Source organism: Saccharopolyspora sp. NPDC002686 (assembly GCF_040295745.1).
Classification (GTDB): domain Bacteria; phylum Actinomycetota; class Actinomycetes; order Mycobacteriales; family Pseudonocardiaceae; genus Saccharopolyspora; species Saccharopolyspora oryzae.
This window is the reverse complement of sequence record NZ_JBEOVY010000148.1, coordinates 1-17644: the sequence shown is the minus strand read 5'-3', so window position 1 is coordinate 17644 and position 17644 is coordinate 1. Positions and strand designations below refer to the sequence as shown.

The following is a 17644-nucleotide window of genomic DNA, read 5'->3' as shown; positions in this document are numbered from 1 at the left end:
GCACAGTCGGCGCGCACCTCCGCGAAGTCGCGGACCCGGCGCAGCAGCCGGTTGGCGATGCGCGGTGTGCCTCGCGAGCGGCCGGCGATCTCGACGGCGCCGTCGTCGCGCAGGTCCACGCCGAGGATCCCCGCCGAGCGGCGCACGACGAGCTCCAGCTCCTCCGGCGCGTAGAACTCCATGTGCGCGGTGAAGCCGAAGCGGTCGCGCAGCGGACCGGTCAGCGCTCCGGACCGGGTGGTGGCCCCGACCAGCGTGAACGGCGCCAGTTCCAGCGGGATGCTGGTGGCTCCGGGGCCCTTGCCGACCACGATGTCCACCCGGTAGTCCTCCATCGCCAGGTAGAGCATCTCCTCGGCGGGGCGGGCGATCCGGTGGATCTCGTCGATGAACAGCACGTCGCCCTCGGAGAGGTTGGACAGCATCGCCGCCAGGTCGCCGGGCCGTTCCAGGGCCGGCCCGGAGGTGACCCGGATCGAGGTGCCCAGCTCGGTGGCGATGATCATCGACAGGCTGGTCTTGCCCAGCCCGGGCGGTCCGGAGAACAGCACGTGGTCCGGCTGGTCGCCGCGCTTGAGCGCGCCGTGCAGCACCAGCTCCAGCTGCTCGCGCACCCGGGCCTGCCCGACGAACTCGCTGAGCTTGCGCGGCCGCAGCGTCATCTCGACGTCCTGGTCGGACGGGTTCTGATGCGCGGCCAGCGAAACACCGTCGCCCGACCAGTCGGCCTCGTCGTCCTCGTACATCTCCGGCCTCACTTCGGCCCGAGCGTGGCCAGCGCCTTGCGCAGCACCGCAGAGGTGTCCAGGTCACCGTTGCCCGAGGCCAGCACGGTCTCGACGCTCTGCTCGGCCTGCTTGGCCGAGAAGCCCAGGCCCACCAGTGCTTCGGCGACCTCCGTGCGCACCCGGCCGTGGTCCGCGGTCGCGGCCGGCTCGACCACTCCGCCCACTGCGCCCACCTTGTCGCGCAGTTCCAGGATCAAGCGCTCGGCGCTCTTCTTGCCGATGCCGGGCACCTGGGTGAGCGTCGTCAGGTTGCCGTCGGAGAGGGCGTAGCAGAGCTGGTCCGGCGAGAGCACCGCGAGAGCGGCCAGCGCGAGGCGCGGACCGACCCCGGACGCGGTCTGCAGCAGGACGAACAGATCGCGGGCTTCAGCATCGGCGAAGCCGTAGAGGGTCAGCGAGTCCTCGCGCACGATCAGCGAGGTCCACAGCCGGGTCTCCTCGCCCCGCCGCAGTCCGGCCAGCGTGGCCGGGGTGGCGTGCACGGCCATGCCCACGCCACCGACTTCGATCACGGCGTGGTCCAGTCCGATGGACAGCACCGGACCTCGCACCGTGGAGATCATCGGTCAACACCTCCTGCTCGTGCCGGGATCCCCGGCATCGTTGCGCACGGCGGGTCAGCTGCGCGCATCGCGTCCTTCGGCGGCTTTCGCGGCGGCTTTGAGCCGTGCCTTGTGGTTGCGGGCGAGTTCGGCCGCCTTGGCCTCGGCCTGGGCCAGGCGGTTGGCCATCGGCGCGCGCCACAGGTGGCAGACGGCCAGCGCCAGCGCGTCGGCGGCGTCGGCCGGTTTGGGCGCTTCGGCCAACCCCAGGATCTTGGTGATCATGGCGGTGACCTGCTTCTTGTCCGCTCGACCGGATCCGCTGATGGCGGCCTTGACCTCGCTGGGCGTGTGGAACGCGACCGGCAGGTCGCGCCGCGCGGCCAGCAGCGCCACGACGCCGGAGACCTGCGCGGTGCCCATCACGGTGCTCACGTTGTGCTGGCTGAACACCCGCTCGATGGCCACCACCTCGGGCTGGTGGCGGTCCATCCACCGCTCCACCTCATCGGCCACCGCGCGCAGCCGGGACGGCAGTTCGTCCTCCGGTGGTGTGCGCGCGACACCGACCGCGACGGGTGAAACCGACCGCCCGCGGCCACCGTCGACCACGCCGAGCCCGCAGCGGGTCAGCCCGGGGTCGATTCCCAGCACGCGCACGACGCCACCTGCCCAACTCGGCCTGAACACTCGTTCGAAACCTTATCGAACCGCGGCGACAGCCCTCCGCACCGACACGCGAACGCATCCCCCGTCCGGGTGAGCAGGCGCGGTGCGAACGGACCGCTCGCGCCATCCGCCGGGGCGAACCGGCCGTTCGCGCCAGCCGCGAGCCGGTCAGGGGCCGTCGGTGCCCGGGGTCCAGCTCTCCGGGAGACCGCTGTCGGTCAGGACCGGCTGGTACTCGCGGAACCCGCCGGGAGCGTCCGGCTGCCAGGGGAACTTCGCGCCCTCCGGGCTGGAGACGATCAGCTGCACCGCCGGGAAGTCCGGTCCGCTGTAGACCAGGAACGCGCTGCCCAGGTATTCCGGGTAGTGCTGCAGGGCGACCTTCTCGAAGGTCACCGGGCACCCCTTCAGGAAGCCGTCGTAGAGCCGCCCGGGCACGAACCGCTCGCCCTGCCCGACCCGCTGCACGTAGGTGTTGACCACGGCGTTCGCCACTTCCTCCGGCAACCCGATCACCACGACCTCGGGCTTGCCGAAGCGCCGCCACGCGCCGACCGAGAAGGCGTACTGCGCGCCGCGCTCGTCGCCGGGCACGTGCATCACGGCTGCGCCGTGCCTCTCCGCGGTGTCGACCATCCACCGGCGCAGTTCATCATCCGTCTCAGCCACGATCGCCATTGTGCCTGCGAGGAGATCGGTTCCCCACCAACCCCCACGAGAGCAACCGACGGCAGCGGCTCGGACACAGCGGGTTTCAAGCGCCCCGGGATCTCAGACAGAACGAAGCGGCCGGTCCCGGGATCGGGACCGGCCGCCAGGTTGCTTCGGGCGTCAGCCGACCTCGGCCATGACCTCGTCCGACACGTCGAAGGCCGCGAAGACGTTCTGGACGTCGTCGCAGTCCTCGAGGGCGTCGATCAGCTTGAAGATCTTGCGCGCTCCCTCGGCGTCCAGCTCGACGTTCACCGCCGCGAGGAAGTTGGTCTCCGCCGAGTCGTACTCGATGTCGGCGGCCTGCAGCGCCTTGCGCACCTCGACCATGTCGGCCGGGTCGGAGAGGATCTCGTAGCTCTCGCCCAGGTCGTTGATCTCCTCGGCACCGGCCTCGAGCACCGCCGAGAGCACGTCGTCCTCGGTCAGCCCGTTCTTCGGCAGCAGCACGACACCCCGGCGGGTGAACAGGTAGGACACCGAGCCCGCGTCGGCCATCGAGCCGCCGTTGCGGGTCATCGCGGTGCGCACCTCGCCCGCGGCGCGGTTCCGGTTGTCGGTCAGGCACTCCACCAGCACTGCGACGCCGTTGGGCCCGTAACCCTCGTACATGATCGTCTGCCAGTCGGCGCCACCGGCTTCCTCACCGGCGCCGCGCTTGCGGGCGCGCTCGATGTTGTCCATCGGCACGGAGTTCTTGCGCGCCTTCTGGATGGCGTCGTACAGGGTCGGGTTGCCGTCGGGGTCGCCCCCACCAGTGCGGGCGGCAACCTCGACGTTCTTGATCAGCTTCGCGAAGAGCTTGCCGCGCTTGGCGTCGAGGGCGGCCTTCTTGTGCTTGGTGGTGGCCCACTTCGAGTGGCCGCTCATCTCTCCTCCGTCTTTACTTCGCCTGCGCTGCCGCGTTCAGCCGCGCGCGGACGATCTGTACGAAATAGCGGTGCACGCGTTCGTCACCGCCCACCAGCTCCGGGTGGAAAGCGGTGGCGAGCACCGGTCCCTGCTGAATCGCGACGATCCTACCGACGGCGGCCGACCGCCCGGACCCGTCCGGGTCTTCCCGGACCTCGGCCAGCACCTCGACCTCCGCGCCCACCTTCTCCACCCAGGGTGCCCGGATGAACACCGCGTGCACCGGGCCGTCCGGAATTCCGGCGAAGTCCAGGTCCGTCTCGAAGGAGTCGACCTGGCGTCCGAAGGCGTTGCGCCGCACGACCACGTCCATGGCTCCCAGCGGCCGAACCGCGGGCAGGTCCGGGTCCTGGTCCACGACCTCGCGCGAGAGCATGATCATCCCGGCGCACGAGCCGTAGGCGGGCAACCCGGCGGCGAGCCGCTCGCGCAGCGGCTCGTAGAGCTCGAAGGTGTCGAGCAGCCGGGTCATCGTGGTGGACTCCCCGCCGGGCAGGACGATTCCGTCCACCTCGGCGAGCTCTTCGACGCGGCGCACCGGGCGCGCGTCGGCCCCGCAGCGCTCGAGCGCGGCCAGGTGTTCGGCCACGCCGCCCTGCAGGGCCAGGACACCGATCACGGGGTTCGTCACATCTCCGATTGTCCTGCACGCTCCTCGGCAATCGAAGACCGGGACCTGCGGACCAGCCGCCAACCGACGAACAGAGCGATCACGACGACCGGCACCGCGTAGAACGAAGCGCGCACCGCGAGCTCGTCGGAGAAAGCCGCCAGCACCACGATGCCCAGCAGGAACACCAGGACGATCCAGTTGGTGTACGGCGCACCGGGCATCCGGTAGGACGGCCGCACGAGCTCACCGCGCAGGGCCCGCTTGCGCAGGCGGGCCTGCGCGATCAGCAGCGCCGACCAGGTCGCGATGACGCCCAGCGAGGCGATCGAGGTGGCGATGTCGAAGGCGTCCTTCGGGACGACGTAGTTGAGCAGCACGCCGATCAGGAACACCGCGCCGGTGAACAGCACCGCGCCGTAGGGCGCCCGGCGGTCGTTCATCCGCTCGGTGAACGAGGGCGCCTCGCCGCGCATGCCCAGCGAGCGCAGGATCCGGCCGGTCGCGTACAGGCCGGAGTTGCAGCTGGACAGGGCGGCGGTGAGCACCACGAAGTTCATGATGTCGCCGGCCCACGGGATGCCGAGGCTGGAGAAGACGGTCACGAACGGGCTCTGGTCGCCGTTGTAGGACGTCCACGGCAGCACCATCGCCAGCAGCAGCACCGAGCCGATGTAGAAGACCGCGATCCGCCACACCACGCCGTTGATGGCGCGCGGCATGACCTTGGCCGGGTCGGCGGTCTCACCAGCGGCGATACCGGCCATCTCCATCGAGGCGTAGGCGAACATGACGCCCTGCATGCTCATCAGCACCACGGGCAGCCCGTTGGGCGTGAACCCGCCGTGGTCGACGAGGTTGTGCGCTCCCGCGGTGGTGCCGCCGACCTCGGCACCGGTGACCACCAGGGCCAGGCCGACGAACAGGAAGGTCACGATGGCCAGCACCTTGATCACCGCGAACCAGAACTCCAGCTCGCCGAACAGCTTCACCGACAGCAGGTTGACCACCAGCAGCACGGCCAGGCAGATCAGCGCGGTGATCCACTGCGGGAAGTCCGGGAACCACTTCCCGATGTAGATGCCCGCCGCGGTGATCTCGGCGATGCCGGAGCCCGCCCAGTTCAGGAAGTACAGCCAGCCGGCGGCGAACCCGGCCCACGGTCCGATGAACTCGCGGGCGTACTCCACGAAGCTGCCCGCCACCGGCCGGTACAGCACGAGCTCGCCGAGGGCGCGCATGACGAAGAACGCCGCGATGCCGCACAGCAGGTAGGACACGACCAGGGCAGGTCCGGCCTGGTCCATCCGGCCGCCCGCGCCGAGGAACAGGCCGACACCGATGGCCCCGCCCATGGCGATCATCTGGACGTGCCGGTTCTTGAGCCCCTTCGAGTAGCCCTCTTCGGTGCCGCGGTCGAAGGTGTCGGATGTGGTGACCAAGGGGTGCGGTCCTCCGTGGCGGGAGCCGGGAGTGCCCGGACTCGATGCGTTCGCCCCAGCGTGTGAGTGTGGTTACGCCGGATGGGTCAGGGAGGACCTTAAACAGTGGTGCCCGGAGATCGACGCCGGGGTTAACGACGACTCACACGGCCAGTTCCGCCAGGCGCAGCAGGGCCGTGGTGGCTGCTGCGGCGACCACGACGAGCACGAACGGCGCGCGCCGCCAGGCCAGCACTCCGCCGACCGCGACACCGGTGAACCGGGCCCACCCGGCGAAACCACCGGACTCGAACACGGCGCTGGTGGCCACGAACGCGGCGAGCAGCACGATCGCGGAGATCGACATCAGCTGCTCCCACTGCGGCGAGATCTGCAGCCGCCCGCGCAGCAGCGGCCCGGCCAGGCGCATCGCGTACGTCCCGGCGGCCAGCGCGAAGACCACTCCGAGCGTCATCGGGCCTCCTCCAGCTTCTTCGGCAGCGGCAGCGCCGCGGCGAGCCCGACGAGCGCGGCCATCACGGGCAGTCCTTCCGGCAGCACCGGGGTGGTGACCACCGCGATCAGCGCACCCACCGCGACGGCGCGCAGGGTCCGGTGCTCGCGGAGCGAGGGCATGATCAGCGCGAGCAGCGCGGCGGGCATCGCGGCGTCGAGCCCGAAGGCGCCCGGGTCGCCGACACCCTGGCCGAGCAGGCCGCCGAGGAACACCGACGGGGCCCAAGCGCTGTACAGCGCGATGCCGGTGAGCCAGTAGGCGCGCTTCTTCCCCGCCTCGGTCTTCTGCGCCATCGCGAACGCAACGGACTCGTCGATCATGAGGTGGCTGCCGATCAGGCGGGTCGGCCAGCTGCGGCCGAACAGCCCGCCGATCGCCAGGCCGAACGGCAGGTGGCGGGCGTTGAGCATCAGCCCGCCGAGCACCGCGGTGACCGGTGCCGCACCCGCGCTGATCAGGCCGATCACCATGAACTCCGACCCGCCGGCGAACACCACCGCGCCCATCAGCGTGACCATCCACAGCGGGACGCCCTTGCTGACCGCGATCGCGCCGAGCGAGGCCCCCACGATGGCCATCGCCAGCGTCATCGAAAGGACGTCGCGCACCAGCGCATCCCGCCAGAATCCCGCTCGCGTTCGCTGAACCGTACTCACGTTCGCTAGCATGAACAATGACGGGAGCGTTCGTCAAACCGAATTTGAGGACCGACAGAGCGAACAGCCATGAGTGAGACCGAGAACACCCCGGCCGCGCCGCTGGAAACCATCGCCATGTCCCTGCGTCGGGAGCGCGAACGCACGGGACTGACCATGACCGAGGTCGCCAAACGCGCCGGGATCGCGAAATCCACGCTCTCCCAGCTGGAATCCGGCACCGGCAACCCCAGCGTCGAGACCCTGTGGGCGCTCGGCGTGGCCCTGGGCGTGCCCTTCAGCCGGCTCGTCGACCCGCCGACTCCGAAGGTCCGGGTGGTCCGCGCCGGCCAGGTGCCGATCGTCCGGTCCGAGCAGTCGACCTACGGCGCGGCCCTGCTGTCATCCGGCGAATCAGGCGCGCGCCGCGACCTCTACGTGCTCGAACTCGAGCCGGGCGGCGTACGCCACGCGGACGCCCACATCCCCGGCTCGGTCGAGCACGTGATCCTCACCTCCGGCCGCCTCCGCGCGGGCCCGGAGGACGGTCCGGTCGAGCTCGAGGTCGGCGACTACGTCTCCTTCTCCGGCGACGTCCCCCACCTCTACGAAGCCCTCGCCCCCGGCACCACGGCCGTCCTCGTCATGGAGCACCGCTGACCGTCGGTCACTTCCGGGTCAGCAGGTGCTCCGGCATCGGTTCGTAGTTCTCGAAGTGGCGGGTGTAGGTCGCGCTGCCCGAGGTCAGGGAGCGGACGTTGACCGTGTAGCGGACCAGTTCGCTCGCGGGCACGTGCGCCCGCACCACCGTCCAGCCGCCGTCCTCCGGTTCGGTGCCGACCACCTTGCCGCGGCGGCTCGACAGGTCGCCCAGCACCGCGCCGAGGTGCTCGTCGGGGATGTGCACCGCCACCTCGTCGACGGGTTCCAGGGTGATCAGCCCGGCCTGCTCGGCGGCGGCCTTCAGGGCCAGCGAACCGGCCGCTTGGAACGCCGCGTCGGAGGAGTCGACGCTGTGCGCCTTGCCGTCGACCAGCGTGATCCGCAGGTCCACCAGCGGGGCGCCCTCGTTGATGCCCTTCTCGACCTGGGCCCGCACGCCCTTCTCGACGCTGGGGATGAACTGGCGCGGCACCGCCCCGCCGACCACCCGCTCCACGAACTCCACGCCCGATCCGCGCGGCAGCGGCTCGACCTCGATGTCGCACACCGCGTACTGGCCGTGCCCGCCGGACTGCTTGACGTGCCTGCCGTGCCCCTTGGCAGGCTGCGCGAAGGTCTGCCGCAGCGGCACCTTCACCGGGACCGTGTCGACCTCCGCCCCGCCCTCGCGCAGCCGCTGCAGCACGACGTCGGCGTGCGCTTCGCCCATGCACCACAGCACCAGCTGGTGGGTCTCGCTGTCGCGCTCCAGCCGCAGGCTGGGGTCGGCGGCGATGAGCCGGTTGAGGTTGCGGGCCAGCGCGTCCTCGTCGCTGCGGGTGTGCGCGGTGACGGCGATCGGCAGCAGCGGCTCGGGCATCGGCCACGGCGTGAGCAGCAGCGGGTCCGACGGGTCCGAGAGGGTGTCCCCGGTCTCCGCCGAGCCGATCTTGGTCAGCGCGCACAGGTCGCCGGCCACGCAGTGCGACACCTCGCGCAGGTTCGCGCCCAGCGGCGAGTACAGGTGCGCCACGCGCTCGTCCTCGTCGTGGTCGGGGTGCCCGCGCTCGGCCATGCCGTGACCGGAGACGTGCACCGGGCGCTCCGGGCGCATCGTCCCGGAGAACACGCGCGCCAGTGAAACCCGCCCCACGTAGGAATCGACCGAGGTGTGCACCACCTCGGCCGCCAGGGGTCCCTCCGGATCGGGGGTGAGTTCGCGCGGGTTGTTCCCGTGCGGATCGGTGAACTCCGGCAGCGCGTGCTCCAGCGGTGACGGGAAGCCGCGGGCGATGCCGTCGAGGACCTCGGGAACACCGATGCCGGCCACCGCGCACACCGGCAGCACCGGGTGCAGACCGCCTTTGGCGACCGCCGTTTCCAGGTCGGAGATGAGCGTGTCCTCGTCGATGCGCTCGCCGTTGAGGTAGCGGTCCATCAGCGACTCGTCCTCGCTCTCGGCGATGATCGCCTCGATGAGCTCGCCGCGCTGCTGGTCGATCTGCGTCCGCAACGCCTCGTCGGCCGCCCGCTGCTCGCCGGACTCGTAGACGCTCTCGGTGACGAGCCCGACCAGCCCGGTCACCTCGCCGCCGGCCTCGCGGTGCGGCAGGTACAGCGGGAGCACTCCCCCGCCGAAGGCGTCCTGGCAGGTCAGCAGCGCGGTGTCGAAGTCGGCGCGCGGCTGGTCCAGGCGGGCGATGAGCACCGCGCGGGGCATCCCGACGGCCGCGCACTCCTGCCAGATCGCCCGCGTCGCCGGGTCGATGCCCTCGGCCGCCGCGATCACGAACAGCGCGGCGTCGGCGGCGCGCAGGCCCGCCCGCAGCTCCCCGACGAAGTCGGCGTAGCCGGGCGTGTCGATGAGGTTGATCTTGATGTCGCCGTGCTGGATCGGCGCCACGGCCAGGCCGATGGACCGCTGCTGCTCGATCGAGGCGGGTTCGTGGTCGCACACCGTGGTGCCCTCGATGACCGCGCCCGACCGGGGAATCGTCGCGGTGGCCGCCAGCATCGCCTCGGCCAGGGTGGTCTTGCCGGCCGCCGAGGGCCCGACCAGCACGACGTTGCGGATCTTGGCGGGATCTGAAGGGGCCGGGACGACCGGCCCTCCTACTGTGCCGCTCTGCTTGGTGCCCATGAGTACTCCCTGCGCGCTCCCGGCAACCGACTGTGTCTCCGATCACACACCCGACGCCCACGCCGTGCAAGGTCGCCACAACCCCGGAACCGGTCACCCCGGCAAGCCCCACCGAACGAGCGACGAGGCAGCGGATTCAGCGGATGGCGCGGCGTTTGCCGGCGACGATGAGCGCGCTCGCCACGAGCGGCGGCAGCGACCAGAGCGCGGCCGCGGTGTAGCCGTCCTGCGCGGGAAGCAAGGCACCGCCGGGGGTGGCGGCGGCGAGGAGGAATCCGGCCAGCGCACTGCCGATGCTGAATCCGATGCTGCGGACGATCTGGTTGATGGAGAGCACGCTGGCGGTCTCGGCCTGGGGAACGCCGGCGAGTACTAGCCCGGGCATGACCGCGGCGACCCCGCCGACCCCGAAGCCCAGGACGGCCATGGCGATCAGGACGACGACGAGCGAACCGCTGGCCACCGCGAACACCACCGCTGCGATCACCACCGCGGCCGCGGAGAGCACGTAAGCCCCTCGTTGCGCGATGCGACCCCGCAGGACCTTGCCCGCGACGAAACCGGAGAGGGAGAAGGGGATGAGGGCGGCTCCTGCAGCGACGCCGGGCAGGGCGAACCCGTAGTGCGCGTCCGCCGGGGTCTGCACGTAGCGGGTGAGCAGGCTGAACAGCAGGTACATGCCGACACCCGCGATGAGCATGGCCGCGTTCGCCCGGACCACGGGCCCCTGGCCGAGCAACCGGAGGTCGACCAGCGGCGCGGCGCTCCGGAGTTCGACCACCGCCCACACCGCGAGGATCGCGACCGCGGCGGCGAGGATGCCCGCACCCGCCCAGGGATTCGCCCACAGCGCGGGCTCGGCGATGACCAGCAGGACGCCGAGCGTTCCGAGGCCGAGCAGGACCGCTCCGATGACGTCGATCTGCGACCGCGCGCCGGGGTTCTCCGGCGGGAGCACTCGCCAGGCGATGACGAGCGCAGCGGCGGACAGCGCGAATCCGAGCGCGTACGCGGCGCGGAGTCCGGCGAGCTGGTCGAGCAGGCTGATCACCGGGTAGCCGACGCCGATGCCCACCGTCGAGGCGACGGACAGGGCGGTGATCGTCGAGGCGGAGCGTTCCGCGGGCAGGTGGGCGCGGGCAACGCTCATGAGCAGCGCCCCCACGGCCACCCCGAGCCCCTGCAGTCCGCGCCCGACCACCAGAGCCGCGAAGGGCAGCGGGAGCGCGGTCAGCGCACCGCCGATCGTGACGAGGGCGAGGGTGACCAGGATCGTGGTCCGCCGGTGCGGACCGGTGCCGAGCCTGCCGAGGACCGGGCCGGCGATCGCGCCGGTGAACAGCGTGATCGTCAAGGTCCACTGCGCGGCTTCCAGCGGCACGCGCAGACCCGTCGCGACCGCCGTGATGAGCGGAGCACCGACGCTCCCGATGACGGCACCGGTCAGCGCGACGGCGACGAGGGCGGACCCGAGACGGCGGGCCTCGAGCGCGCCGGCGCGGTCGTCCACCTCGGTGCTCATCGGTTCTTCGCCGCCGTGATGTGCTCGAACAGGCCCGCGTTGATCCGGGTGCGGACCCCCTCGGCCCACGTCTCGTCGACGTGCTCGACGTCCATCGCCGCCCCGGCGTTCAGGAGCATCCCGAACGCGAGGAACGACTTCACCGTCACCGGCTCGAGCCCGGTGATTCCCGCGGCCGTGTCCCACATCCGCGAGAAGCACGACCGCACGGCCTCGCGGACTTCCTCGTCACCGCACGCGGCGAAGCCCTGGAGCTGCAGCAGGAGGTTCGTGCGATCGGCGAGGAGGTCGTAGTACTGCGCACCCATCGCCGACAGCGCGTCCAGACCGCTCCTGCTGCCGGCGGCGTCCCGCATCCCGTCGGTCAACCGGTCGAAGGCTGCGCGGACGAGCTCCAGGAACAACGCCTTCTTCGTCCCGAACATCCGGAAGACGTAGGCCTGAGTGATGCCCGCGTTCCGGGCGATCGCGTCGATCGACGCACCGTGCAGCCCGTGCTCGGCGAACTCCTCCGCCGCGATCCCCAAGACCTGGGCCCGGCGCTCAGCACCGCTCATCCGCGCGACCATGCCGCCAAGTTACTAGTTACCAACCACTTACAAACCCAGGCATGACCACCGTCACACCGAAGGGCCACTGGAAAGTGGACTAGTCAAAAACAGGTTTAGTGGACCGTGTTGATGGTCCAGTTCGTTCCTAGGCTGATGCCGGCAGAAGACCGCACGAAGGAAGGCCCAAGGTGACTACCGTCGACGCCAAGGACACCACCCGCAACGCCCAGACCGGGACCGACGGGGTCAAACGCGGCATGGCCGAGATGCTCAAGGGCGGCGTGATCATGGACGTGGTCACGCCGGAGCAGGCGAAGATCGCCGAGGCCGCGGGCGCGGTCGCGGTGATGGCGCTGGAGCGGGTGCCCGCCGACATCCGCGTGCAGGGCGGCGTGGCCCGGATGTCCGACCCGGACATGATCGAGGGCATCGTGAACTCGGTGTCCATCCCGGTGATGGCCAAGGCCCGGATCGGGCACTTCGTCGAGGCCCAGGTCCTGCAGTCGCTGGGCGTGGACTACATCGACGAGTCGGAGGTGCTGACCCCGGCCGACGAGGTCAACCACATCGACAAGTGGGCCTTCACCGTGCCGTTCGTGTGCGGTGCGACCAACCTCGGCGAGGCGCTGCGCCGGATCTCCGAGGGCGCGGCGATGATCCGCTCCAAGGGCGAGGCCGGCACCGGCAACGTCGTCGAGGCGACGCGGCACATGCGCCAGATCCGCGCCGACATCCGGCGCCTGTCGGTGCTCGACGACGACGAGCTCTACGTCGCGGCGAAGGAGCTGCGCGCGCCGGTGCAGCTGGTCCAGGAGATCGCCCGGACCGGCAAGCTCCCGGTGGTGCTGTTCACCGCGGGCGGCATCGCCACCCCGGCGGACGCGGCGATGATGCGCCAGCTGGGCGCGGAGGGCGTGTTCGTCGGCTCCGGCATCTTCAAGTCCGGCGACCCGGCCAAGCGCGCCGAGGCGATCGTCAAGGCGACGACCTTCTACGACGACCCGGACGTGATCGCGAAGGTCTCCCGCGGCCTCGGCGAGGCGATGGTCGGCATCAACCTCGACGACCTCTCCGAACAGCAGCGCTACGCCCAGCGCGGCTGGTGACGACGACTGGATGAGCGGTGGAGGGCACCTTCCGACCTGGAGGTGCCCTTCACCTGTTCTCGTTCTCGGTGTTCGCGGAGCGGTGGACCGCGATGAGGCGTTGGGCGATAGTGATCAGGCTCAGGAGGACCAGGAGCCAGATCGCCGCGTCGAGGACGTAGGGGACGCCCAGGCCGTGCAGGCCCGTGCCGACGAGGATCACCAGGAAGCGTTCGGCGCGTTCGGCCAGGCCGCCGTCAGCGTTGAGGCCGTTGGCCTCGGCCCGGGCCTTGACGTAGGAGATCACCTGGGCGCCGACCAGGCAGATCAGGAAACCCAGGCCTCGCGCGTGGTTCACGTCGACCACCAAGGCCCACCAGACGAGGGCGCCGAACAGCGCGCCGTCGACCAGGCGGTCGCAGCTGGCGTCGAGCACTCCGCCGAACTGCGAGGCCCGGCCTCCGGCGCGGGCCATCGCACCGTCGAGGATGTCGAAGAGCAGGAACACCGCGACCACGAGGGTGCCCACGAACAGCTCGCCGCGCGGGAAGAACCACAGCGCGGCCGCGGTGCTGGCGATCGTCCCGGTCAGCGTCACCGCATTCGGCGACAGGCCGAGCCGGACCAGGCCGGCACCGATCGGGTTGGTCAGTCGGGACAACGAGGCCCGCGCGAAGATGTTGAGCATTGCTTGAGTGGTCAGCCGCCTGTGCTTGTCGTTTTCCAGCAGACTAGCCCGCGCTGATCAAGCGCACCGGCCCCCACGACGACCGGTGACCTCCACCACAGCCCGGAATGATTGAAGGTTCAAGGGTGTTGGTGCTGTTCGAACTCCCTGCGACGAAGACGCCCGACCGCGGTGAGCCGCCGGTGGAGTTCGAGGCACACTGGCACCGCCACACCATTGGAGACAGCATGACGGCCACCGAGCAGATTCCGGGCTACGTCGCGGGCACCTGGGACATCGACAGCGTCCACTCCGACATCCAGTTCACCGTGCGGCACATGGGCGTGGGCAAGTCCCGCGGCCGCTTCGACGGCTTCCAGGGCGAGATCGTCACCGCGGCCGACCCGCTGCAGTCCTCGGTCACCGCGACCATCGACACCGCCTCGATCAACACCGGCAACGCCGACCGCGACGCGCACGTGCGCAACGCCGACTTCCTGGACGTCGAGCAGTTCCCGACCGCCACGTTCCGCTCCACCGGGATCCGCCAGGACGGCGAGGACTTCATCATCGACGGCGAGTTCACCCTGCACGGCGTGACCAAGCCGGTGTCGCTGGAGACCGAGCTGGGCGGCTTCGCCGAGGACGGCCTGCTCGGCCTGTCCGCCAAGGTGGTCCTCAACCGCACCGACTTCGGCGTCGGCCCGGCCGGCGGCGCCATGGTCGGCGAGAAGATCACCATCACCCTCGACATCGAGGCTCGCCTCCGCGGCTGACACCAGACGCGAAAAGGGGCCGGGGACTGCACGAGTCCCCGGCCCCTTCGTCTTCGCCCAGTCCCACCACTGCGCCCCGTCCCACATCGTGGACCACAGTTTCAATTGAAACTGCAGATCTCACCCACGGCGGATCGCAGTTTCAATTGAAACTGCGGTTAACTGGGACGGAGCGTCCAGGACGTGGGACGGATCAGTCGGCTCGGGTCCAGGCGTCAGCGAGGAGTTGGCGGGTCTCGCCGAGGAGCTGCGGGAGGACCTTCGTGTGGCCGATGACCGGCATGAAGTTCGAGTCACCGCCCCACCGCGGCACCACGTGCTGGTGCAGGTGCGCCGCGATGCCCGCACCCGCCACCGGGCCCTGGTTGAGCCCGATGTTGAACCCGTGCGGCGCCGACACCTCGCGGATTACCCGCATCGCGTGCTGGGTGTACTCCGCGACCGCCACCGTCTCCGCCGCGGTCAGCTCCGTGTAGTCCGCCACGTGCCGGTACGGCAGCACCATCAGGTGCCCCGGGTTGTACGGGTACAGGTTCAGGATCGCGAAGACCAGCTCGCCGCGCGCCACGATCAGCGTCTCGGAGTCCGGGCGTCCGGACTCCAGCAGGCGGCAGAACGGGCAGCCGTCGCTGTCGTCGCCGTCCGGCTTGTTCTCGCCCTGGATGTAGGCCATCCGGTGCGGAGTCCACAGCCGCTGCAGCGCGTCCTGGACACCGACCCCGTGCTGCTCGGTCAGCTCGACTTCCTCGGGTCCTGCGCTCACGCCGTCCCCGCCTGGAAGTTCTCCGCGGTCGGCGAGGCGTTCTCGCGGCGCTGCACCCAGTCGACCAGCGCGTTGACCGCGGTGTCCACCGGCACCCCGTTGATCTGCGTGCCGTCGCGGAACCGGAACGACACCGCGTCGGCCTCCACGTCCTTGCCGCCGGCCAGCAGCAGGAACGGCACCTTCTGCGTGGTGTGGTTGCGGATCTTCTTCTGCATCCGGTCGTCGCTGGTGTCGATGTCGACGCGGATCCCCTTGTCGCGCAACGACTTCGCCACCCGCTGCAGGTGCTCGACGTGCTCGTCGGCGATCGGGATGCCGACCGCCTGCACCGGCGCGAGCCAGGCCGGGAAGGCGCCGGCGTAGTGCTCGGTGAGCACGCCGAAGAACCGCTCGATGGAGCCGAACAGCGCCCGGTGGATCTTGATCGGCCGCTGCTTGCTGCCGTCCGGCGAGGTGTACTCGAGGTTGAACCGCTCCGGCAGGTGGTAGTCGACCTGGATGGTCGACATCTGCCAGCTGCGGCCCAGCGCGTCCTTGGCCTGCACCGAGATCTTCGGGCCGTAGAAGGCGGCGCCGCCCGGGTCCGGCACCAGCTCGAGGCCGGAGTCCTCGGCCGCGCTGCGCAGCGCCTCGGTGGCGACCTCCCAGCTCTCGTCGTCGCCGACGTACTTCTCCTCGTTGCGGGTCGACAGCTCGAGGTAGAAGTCGTCCAGGCCGTAGTCGCGCAGCAGGTCCAGCACGAAGCCCAGCAGCGACTTCAGCTCGTCCTGCAGCTGGTCGGGCGTGCAGTAGATGTGCGCGTCGTCCTGCGTCATGCCGCGCACGCGGGTCAGGCCGTGCACCACGCCGGACTTCTCGTACCGGTAGACCGACCCGAACTCGAACAGCCGCAGCGGCAGCTCCCGGTAGGAGCGGCCGCGGGAGCGGAAGATCAGGTTGTGGAACGGGCAGTTCATCGGCTTGAGGTAGTAGTCGACGCCCGGCTTGCGCAGCTCACCGTTGGCGTCGCGCTCCTCGTCGAGGTGCATCGCCGGGAACATGCCGTCCTGGTACCAGTCGAGGTGACCGGAGGTCTTGAACAGCGTGTCCTTGGTGACGTGCGGGGTGTTGACGAACTCGTAGCCGGCCTGCTCGTGCCGCTTGCGGGAGTAGTCCTCCAGCTCGCGGCGGATGATGCCGCCCTTGGGGTGGAACACCGGCAGCCCGGAACCGATCTCCTCCGGGAAGGAGAACAGGTCGAGCTCGGCGCCGAGCCTGCGGTGGTCGCGGCGCTCGGCCTCGGCCAGCAGCTCCAGGTGCTCCTCGAGCTTGTCCTTGGACTCCCAGGCGGTGCCGTAGATCCGCTGCAGCTGCTGGTTGTTCTGGTTGCCCCGCCAGTACGCGGCGGCCACCCGCATCAGCTTGAACGCCGGGATGAAGCGGGTGTGCGGCACGTGCGGGCCGCGGCACAGGTCGCCCCAGACGACCTCGCCGTGCCGGTCGATGTTGTCGTAGACGGTCAGCTCGCCGCCGCCGACCTCCATCACCTCGCTGGTGTCCACATCGGACTTGAGGTCGACCAGCTCCAGCTTGTACGGCTCGTCTGCCAGCTCCTCCTTGGCGGCCTCGACCGAGTCCAGGCGGCGGCGGGAGAACTTCTGCCCGGACTTGATGATCTGCTTCATGCGCTTCTCCAGCGCCTGCAGGTCCTCCGGGGTGAACGGGCGGTCCACGTCGAAGTCGTAGTAGAAGCCGTCCTTGACCGGCGGGCCGATGCCCAGCTTCGCGTCCGGGAACAGGTTCTGCACCGCCTGCGCGAGCACGTGCGCGGCGGAGTGGCGGATGACGCTGCGGCCCTCCTCGGTGTCGGCGGCGACCGCCTCCACCTCGACGTCGGACTCCGGTGCCCAAGCCAGGTCGCGCAGGGCGCCCTCGGCGTCGCGGACCACCACGACGGCGTCCGGGCCCTTGGACGGCAGCCCGGCATCGGCCACGGCCGCACCCGCGGTAGTGCCCGCCGGAACCTTCACCCGGAGAGCTTGCTGGGCTTGGGAAGGCTGTACGGACACGATCACTCCTCGGCTGGGCCGGTCCTCCGACCGGCGCGGACACGCTTCGCATCCCGATGCTATCGGCTGGTCGCGGACTGTTTCCGGCCGCCACCTGCCCACGTCAGCCGGACTGCTCCTGGATGAGTTCGGCCAGCTCCGACGCCGAGACCAGACCTCCGGTGAACGGCCCCATCGCCAGCGACACCCCGAGCTCGTGCAGGCGCTGGGCCTGCAGCTCGTCGCGCACGCCGGCCGCGCTGACCGGCAGGCCCAGCAGCTCCGCCGCGCCGCACGCGGCCACCACGAGGTGCCGGTCCAGCGGGGCGGGGCCTTCGGGGGCCACGAAGCTGTCCAGGTGCGAGCCCTCGATGCGCGCCATCCCCAGCGGCAGGCCCTTCAGCCGCGGCATCCGGGCGTAGTCCTCGCCGAACTCGTAGACGCACAGCCGCAGCCCCATGTCGGAGAAGATCTCCAGCGTGTCCACCGCGTCGCCCTGGCCGTCGAACAGCGTGGACTCGGGCAGCCCGACCGCCAGCTTGTCGGGCGGCATCCCGGTCTTGCGCAGGATGCGGTGCACGTCGGCGATCAGCTCCGGGTCGCGGGTGTGCCGCGGCGACAGGCGCACTGCCGCGATCGGCGCTTTCGGGCCCAGCAGGTTCG

19 protein-coding genes are annotated in these 17644 nt (G+C 70.4%); 3 read left to right on the top strand and 16 right to left on the bottom strand.

The genetic code is table 11. The features are described 5' to 3' along the window. The 9 genes from ruvB to ABTZ89_RS20210 all read right to left on the bottom strand — a co-directional run. Positions 1-662, bottom strand: a 662-nt coding sequence (ruvB, locus tag ABTZ89_RS20250; protein ID WP_351046846.1) for a Holliday junction branch migration DNA helicase RuvB, incomplete at its 3' end; no start/stop codon positions are given. Positions 663-754: 92 nt separating this feature from the next. Then, entirely contained in the window at positions 755-1351 is a 597-nt protein-coding gene (ruvA, locus tag ABTZ89_RS20245) for a Holliday junction branch migration protein RuvA (RefSeq protein WP_270951348.1), read from the bottom strand. Positions 1352-1405: 54 nt separating this feature from the next. Continuing rightward, positions 1406-1990, bottom strand: coding sequence for a crossover junction endodeoxyribonuclease RuvC (gene ruvC / locus ABTZ89_RS20240; RefSeq protein WP_270951350.1), 585 nt, complete (start codon positions 1988-1990; stop codon positions 1406-1408). Between the two features lie 177 nt (positions 1991-2167). Beyond that, the gene (locus ABTZ89_RS20235; protein WP_270951351.1) at positions 2168-2677 is read right to left on the bottom strand and encodes a DUF4262 domain-containing protein; all 510 of its coding nucleotides are present in this window, start codon (positions 2675-2677) and stop codon (positions 2168-2170) included. A gap of 153 nt (positions 2678-2830) precedes the next feature. Then, positions 2831-3580, bottom strand: coding sequence for a YebC/PmpR family DNA-binding transcriptional regulator (locus tag ABTZ89_RS20230; protein ID WP_270951353.1), 750 nt, complete (start codon positions 3578-3580; stop codon positions 2831-2833). A gap of 13 nt (positions 3581-3593) precedes the next feature. Continuing rightward, positions 3594-4253 carry a pyridoxal 5'-phosphate synthase glutaminase subunit PdxT gene (pdxT, locus tag ABTZ89_RS20225; protein WP_351046834.1) on the bottom strand — a complete coding sequence of 220 codons (660 nt, stop codon included), beginning with the start codon at positions 4251-4253 and terminating at the stop codon, positions 3594-3596. After that, entirely contained in the window at positions 4250-5596 is a 1347-nt protein-coding gene (locus ABTZ89_RS20220; RefSeq protein WP_351046843.1) for an amino acid permease, read from the bottom strand. The genes pdxT and ABTZ89_RS20220 overlap by 4 nt, the downstream gene beginning before the upstream one ends. A 220-nt stretch (positions 5597-5816) precedes the next feature. Continuing rightward, entirely contained in the window at positions 5817-6128 is a 312-nt protein-coding gene (locus ABTZ89_RS20215; RefSeq protein ID WP_270951357.1) for an AzlD domain-containing protein, read from the bottom strand. Then, positions 6125-6826: an AzlC family ABC transporter permease gene (locus ABTZ89_RS20210; RefSeq protein ID WP_270951359.1), complete on the bottom strand. Its 702-nt coding sequence runs from the start codon at positions 6824-6826 to the stop codon at positions 6125-6127. Before ABTZ89_RS20210 ends, ABTZ89_RS20215 begins: the two co-directional genes overlap by 4 nt. 69 nt (positions 6827-6895) lie before the next feature. On the opposite strand from ABTZ89_RS20210, the gene ABTZ89_RS20205 reads away from it, so the two are divergent. After that, entirely contained in the window at positions 6896-7465 is a 570-nt protein-coding gene (locus ABTZ89_RS20205) for a helix-turn-helix domain-containing protein (RefSeq protein ID WP_270951360.1), read from the top strand. Positions 7466-7472: 7 nt separating this feature from the next. Here the strand turns inward: ABTZ89_RS20205 and ABTZ89_RS20200 are convergent, their stop codons facing one another. The 3 genes from ABTZ89_RS20200 to ABTZ89_RS20190 all read right to left on the bottom strand — a co-directional run bounded on the left by ABTZ89_RS20200 (position 7473) and on the right by ABTZ89_RS20190 (position 11666). Next, complete coding sequence (locus tag ABTZ89_RS20200; protein ID WP_351046829.1) at positions 7473-9587, bottom strand: elongation factor G-like protein EF-G2; 2115 nt, start codon at positions 9585-9587, stop codon at positions 7473-7475. Positions 9588-9723: 136 nt separating this feature from the next. After that, positions 9724-11109, bottom strand: coding sequence for an MFS transporter (locus ABTZ89_RS20195; RefSeq protein ID WP_351046826.1), 1386 nt, complete (start codon positions 11107-11109; stop codon positions 9724-9726). Then, positions 11106-11666, bottom strand: a complete 561-nt coding sequence (locus ABTZ89_RS20190; protein WP_270951365.1) for a TetR/AcrR family transcriptional regulator — start codon at positions 11664-11666, stop codon at positions 11106-11108. Before ABTZ89_RS20190 ends, ABTZ89_RS20195 begins: the two co-directional genes overlap by 4 nt. Positions 11667-11848: 182 nt before the next feature. On the opposite strand from ABTZ89_RS20190, the gene pdxS reads away from it, so the two are divergent. Continuing rightward, a complete protein-coding gene (pdxS, locus tag ABTZ89_RS20185) occupies positions 11849-12766 on the top strand; it encodes a pyridoxal 5'-phosphate synthase lyase subunit PdxS (RefSeq protein ID WP_351046822.1) in 918 nt (305 codons plus the stop codon). 49 nt (positions 12767-12815) lie between these two features. Here pdxS and pgsA read toward each other — a convergent pair whose 3' ends face one another. Beyond that, on the bottom strand, positions 12816-13433 hold the full coding sequence (gene pgsA, locus ABTZ89_RS20180) for a phosphatidylinositol phosphate synthase (protein WP_270951367.1): 618 nt from the start codon (positions 13431-13433) through the stop codon (positions 12816-12818). A 227-nt stretch (positions 13434-13660) separates the two neighbouring features. Here pgsA and ABTZ89_RS20175 point away from each other — a divergent pair, with 227 nt between their 5' ends. Beyond that, positions 13661-14188, top strand: coding sequence for a YceI family protein (locus ABTZ89_RS20175; RefSeq protein ID WP_270951368.1), 528 nt, complete (start codon positions 13661-13663; stop codon positions 14186-14188). A 193-nt stretch (positions 14189-14381) separates the two neighbouring features. On the opposite strand, the gene ABTZ89_RS20170 is transcribed toward ABTZ89_RS20175, so the two are convergent. The 3 genes from ABTZ89_RS20170 to ABTZ89_RS20160 form a co-directional block, all read right to left on the bottom strand. Continuing rightward, a complete protein-coding gene (locus tag ABTZ89_RS20170; protein WP_456300266.1) occupies positions 14382-14951 on the bottom strand; it encodes an HIT family protein in 570 nt (189 codons plus the stop codon). After that, entirely contained in the window at positions 14948-16963 is a 2016-nt protein-coding gene (gene thrS, locus ABTZ89_RS20165; RefSeq protein WP_351046839.1) for a threonine--tRNA ligase, read from the bottom strand. Before thrS ends, ABTZ89_RS20170 begins: the two co-directional genes overlap by 4 nt. A gap of 142 nt (positions 16964-17105) precedes the next feature. Then, the coding region (locus tag ABTZ89_RS20160) for an EAL domain-containing protein (protein ID WP_351046818.1) at positions 17106-17644 on the bottom strand (539 nt) is incomplete at its 5' end.

What these genes read in the sequence shown, in the direction of transcription:
- ABTZ89_RS20230 (WP_270951353.1), bottom strand. Translation starts at nt 3,580, where the DNA reads ATGAGCGGCCACTCGAAGTGGGCCACCACCAAGCACAAGAAGGCCGCC.
- ABTZ89_RS20190 (WP_270951365.1), bottom strand. Translation starts at nt 11,666, where the DNA reads ATGAGCGGTGCTGAGCGCCGGGCCCAGGTCTTGGGGATCGCGGCGGAG.
- ABTZ89_RS20175 (WP_270951368.1), top strand. Translation starts at nt 13,661, where the DNA reads ATGACGGCCACCGAGCAGATTCCGGGCTACGTCGCGGGCACCTGGGAC.
- pgsA (WP_270951367.1), bottom strand. Translation starts at nt 13,433, where the DNA reads ATGCTCAACATCTTCGCGCGGGCCTCGTTGTCCCGACTGACCAACCCG.
- ABTZ89_RS20205 (WP_270951360.1), top strand. Translation starts at nt 6,896, where the DNA reads ATGAGTGAGACCGAGAACACCCCGGCCGCGCCGCTGGAAACCATCGCC.
- ABTZ89_RS20195 (WP_351046826.1), bottom strand. Translation starts at nt 11,109, where the DNA reads ATGAGCACCGAGGTGGACGACCGCGCCGGCGCGCTCGAGGCCCGCCGT.
- ABTZ89_RS20200 (WP_351046829.1), bottom strand. Translation starts at nt 9,587, where the DNA reads ATGGGCACCAAGCAGAGCGGCACAGTAGGAGGGCCGGTCGTCCCGGCC.
- ABTZ89_RS20235 (WP_270951351.1), bottom strand. Translation starts at nt 2,677, where the DNA reads ATGGCGATCGTGGCTGAGACGGATGATGAACTGCGCCGGTGGATGGTC.
- ruvA (WP_270951348.1), bottom strand. Translation starts at nt 1,351, where the DNA reads ATGATCTCCACGGTGCGAGGTCCGGTGCTGTCCATCGGACTGGACCAC.
- ABTZ89_RS20215 (WP_270951357.1), bottom strand. Translation starts at nt 6,128, where the DNA reads ATGACGCTCGGAGTGGTCTTCGCGCTGGCCGCCGGGACGTACGCGATG.
- ABTZ89_RS20220 (WP_351046843.1), bottom strand. Translation starts at nt 5,596, where the DNA reads ATGATCGCCATGGGCGGGGCCATCGGTGTCGGCCTGTTCCTCGGCGCG.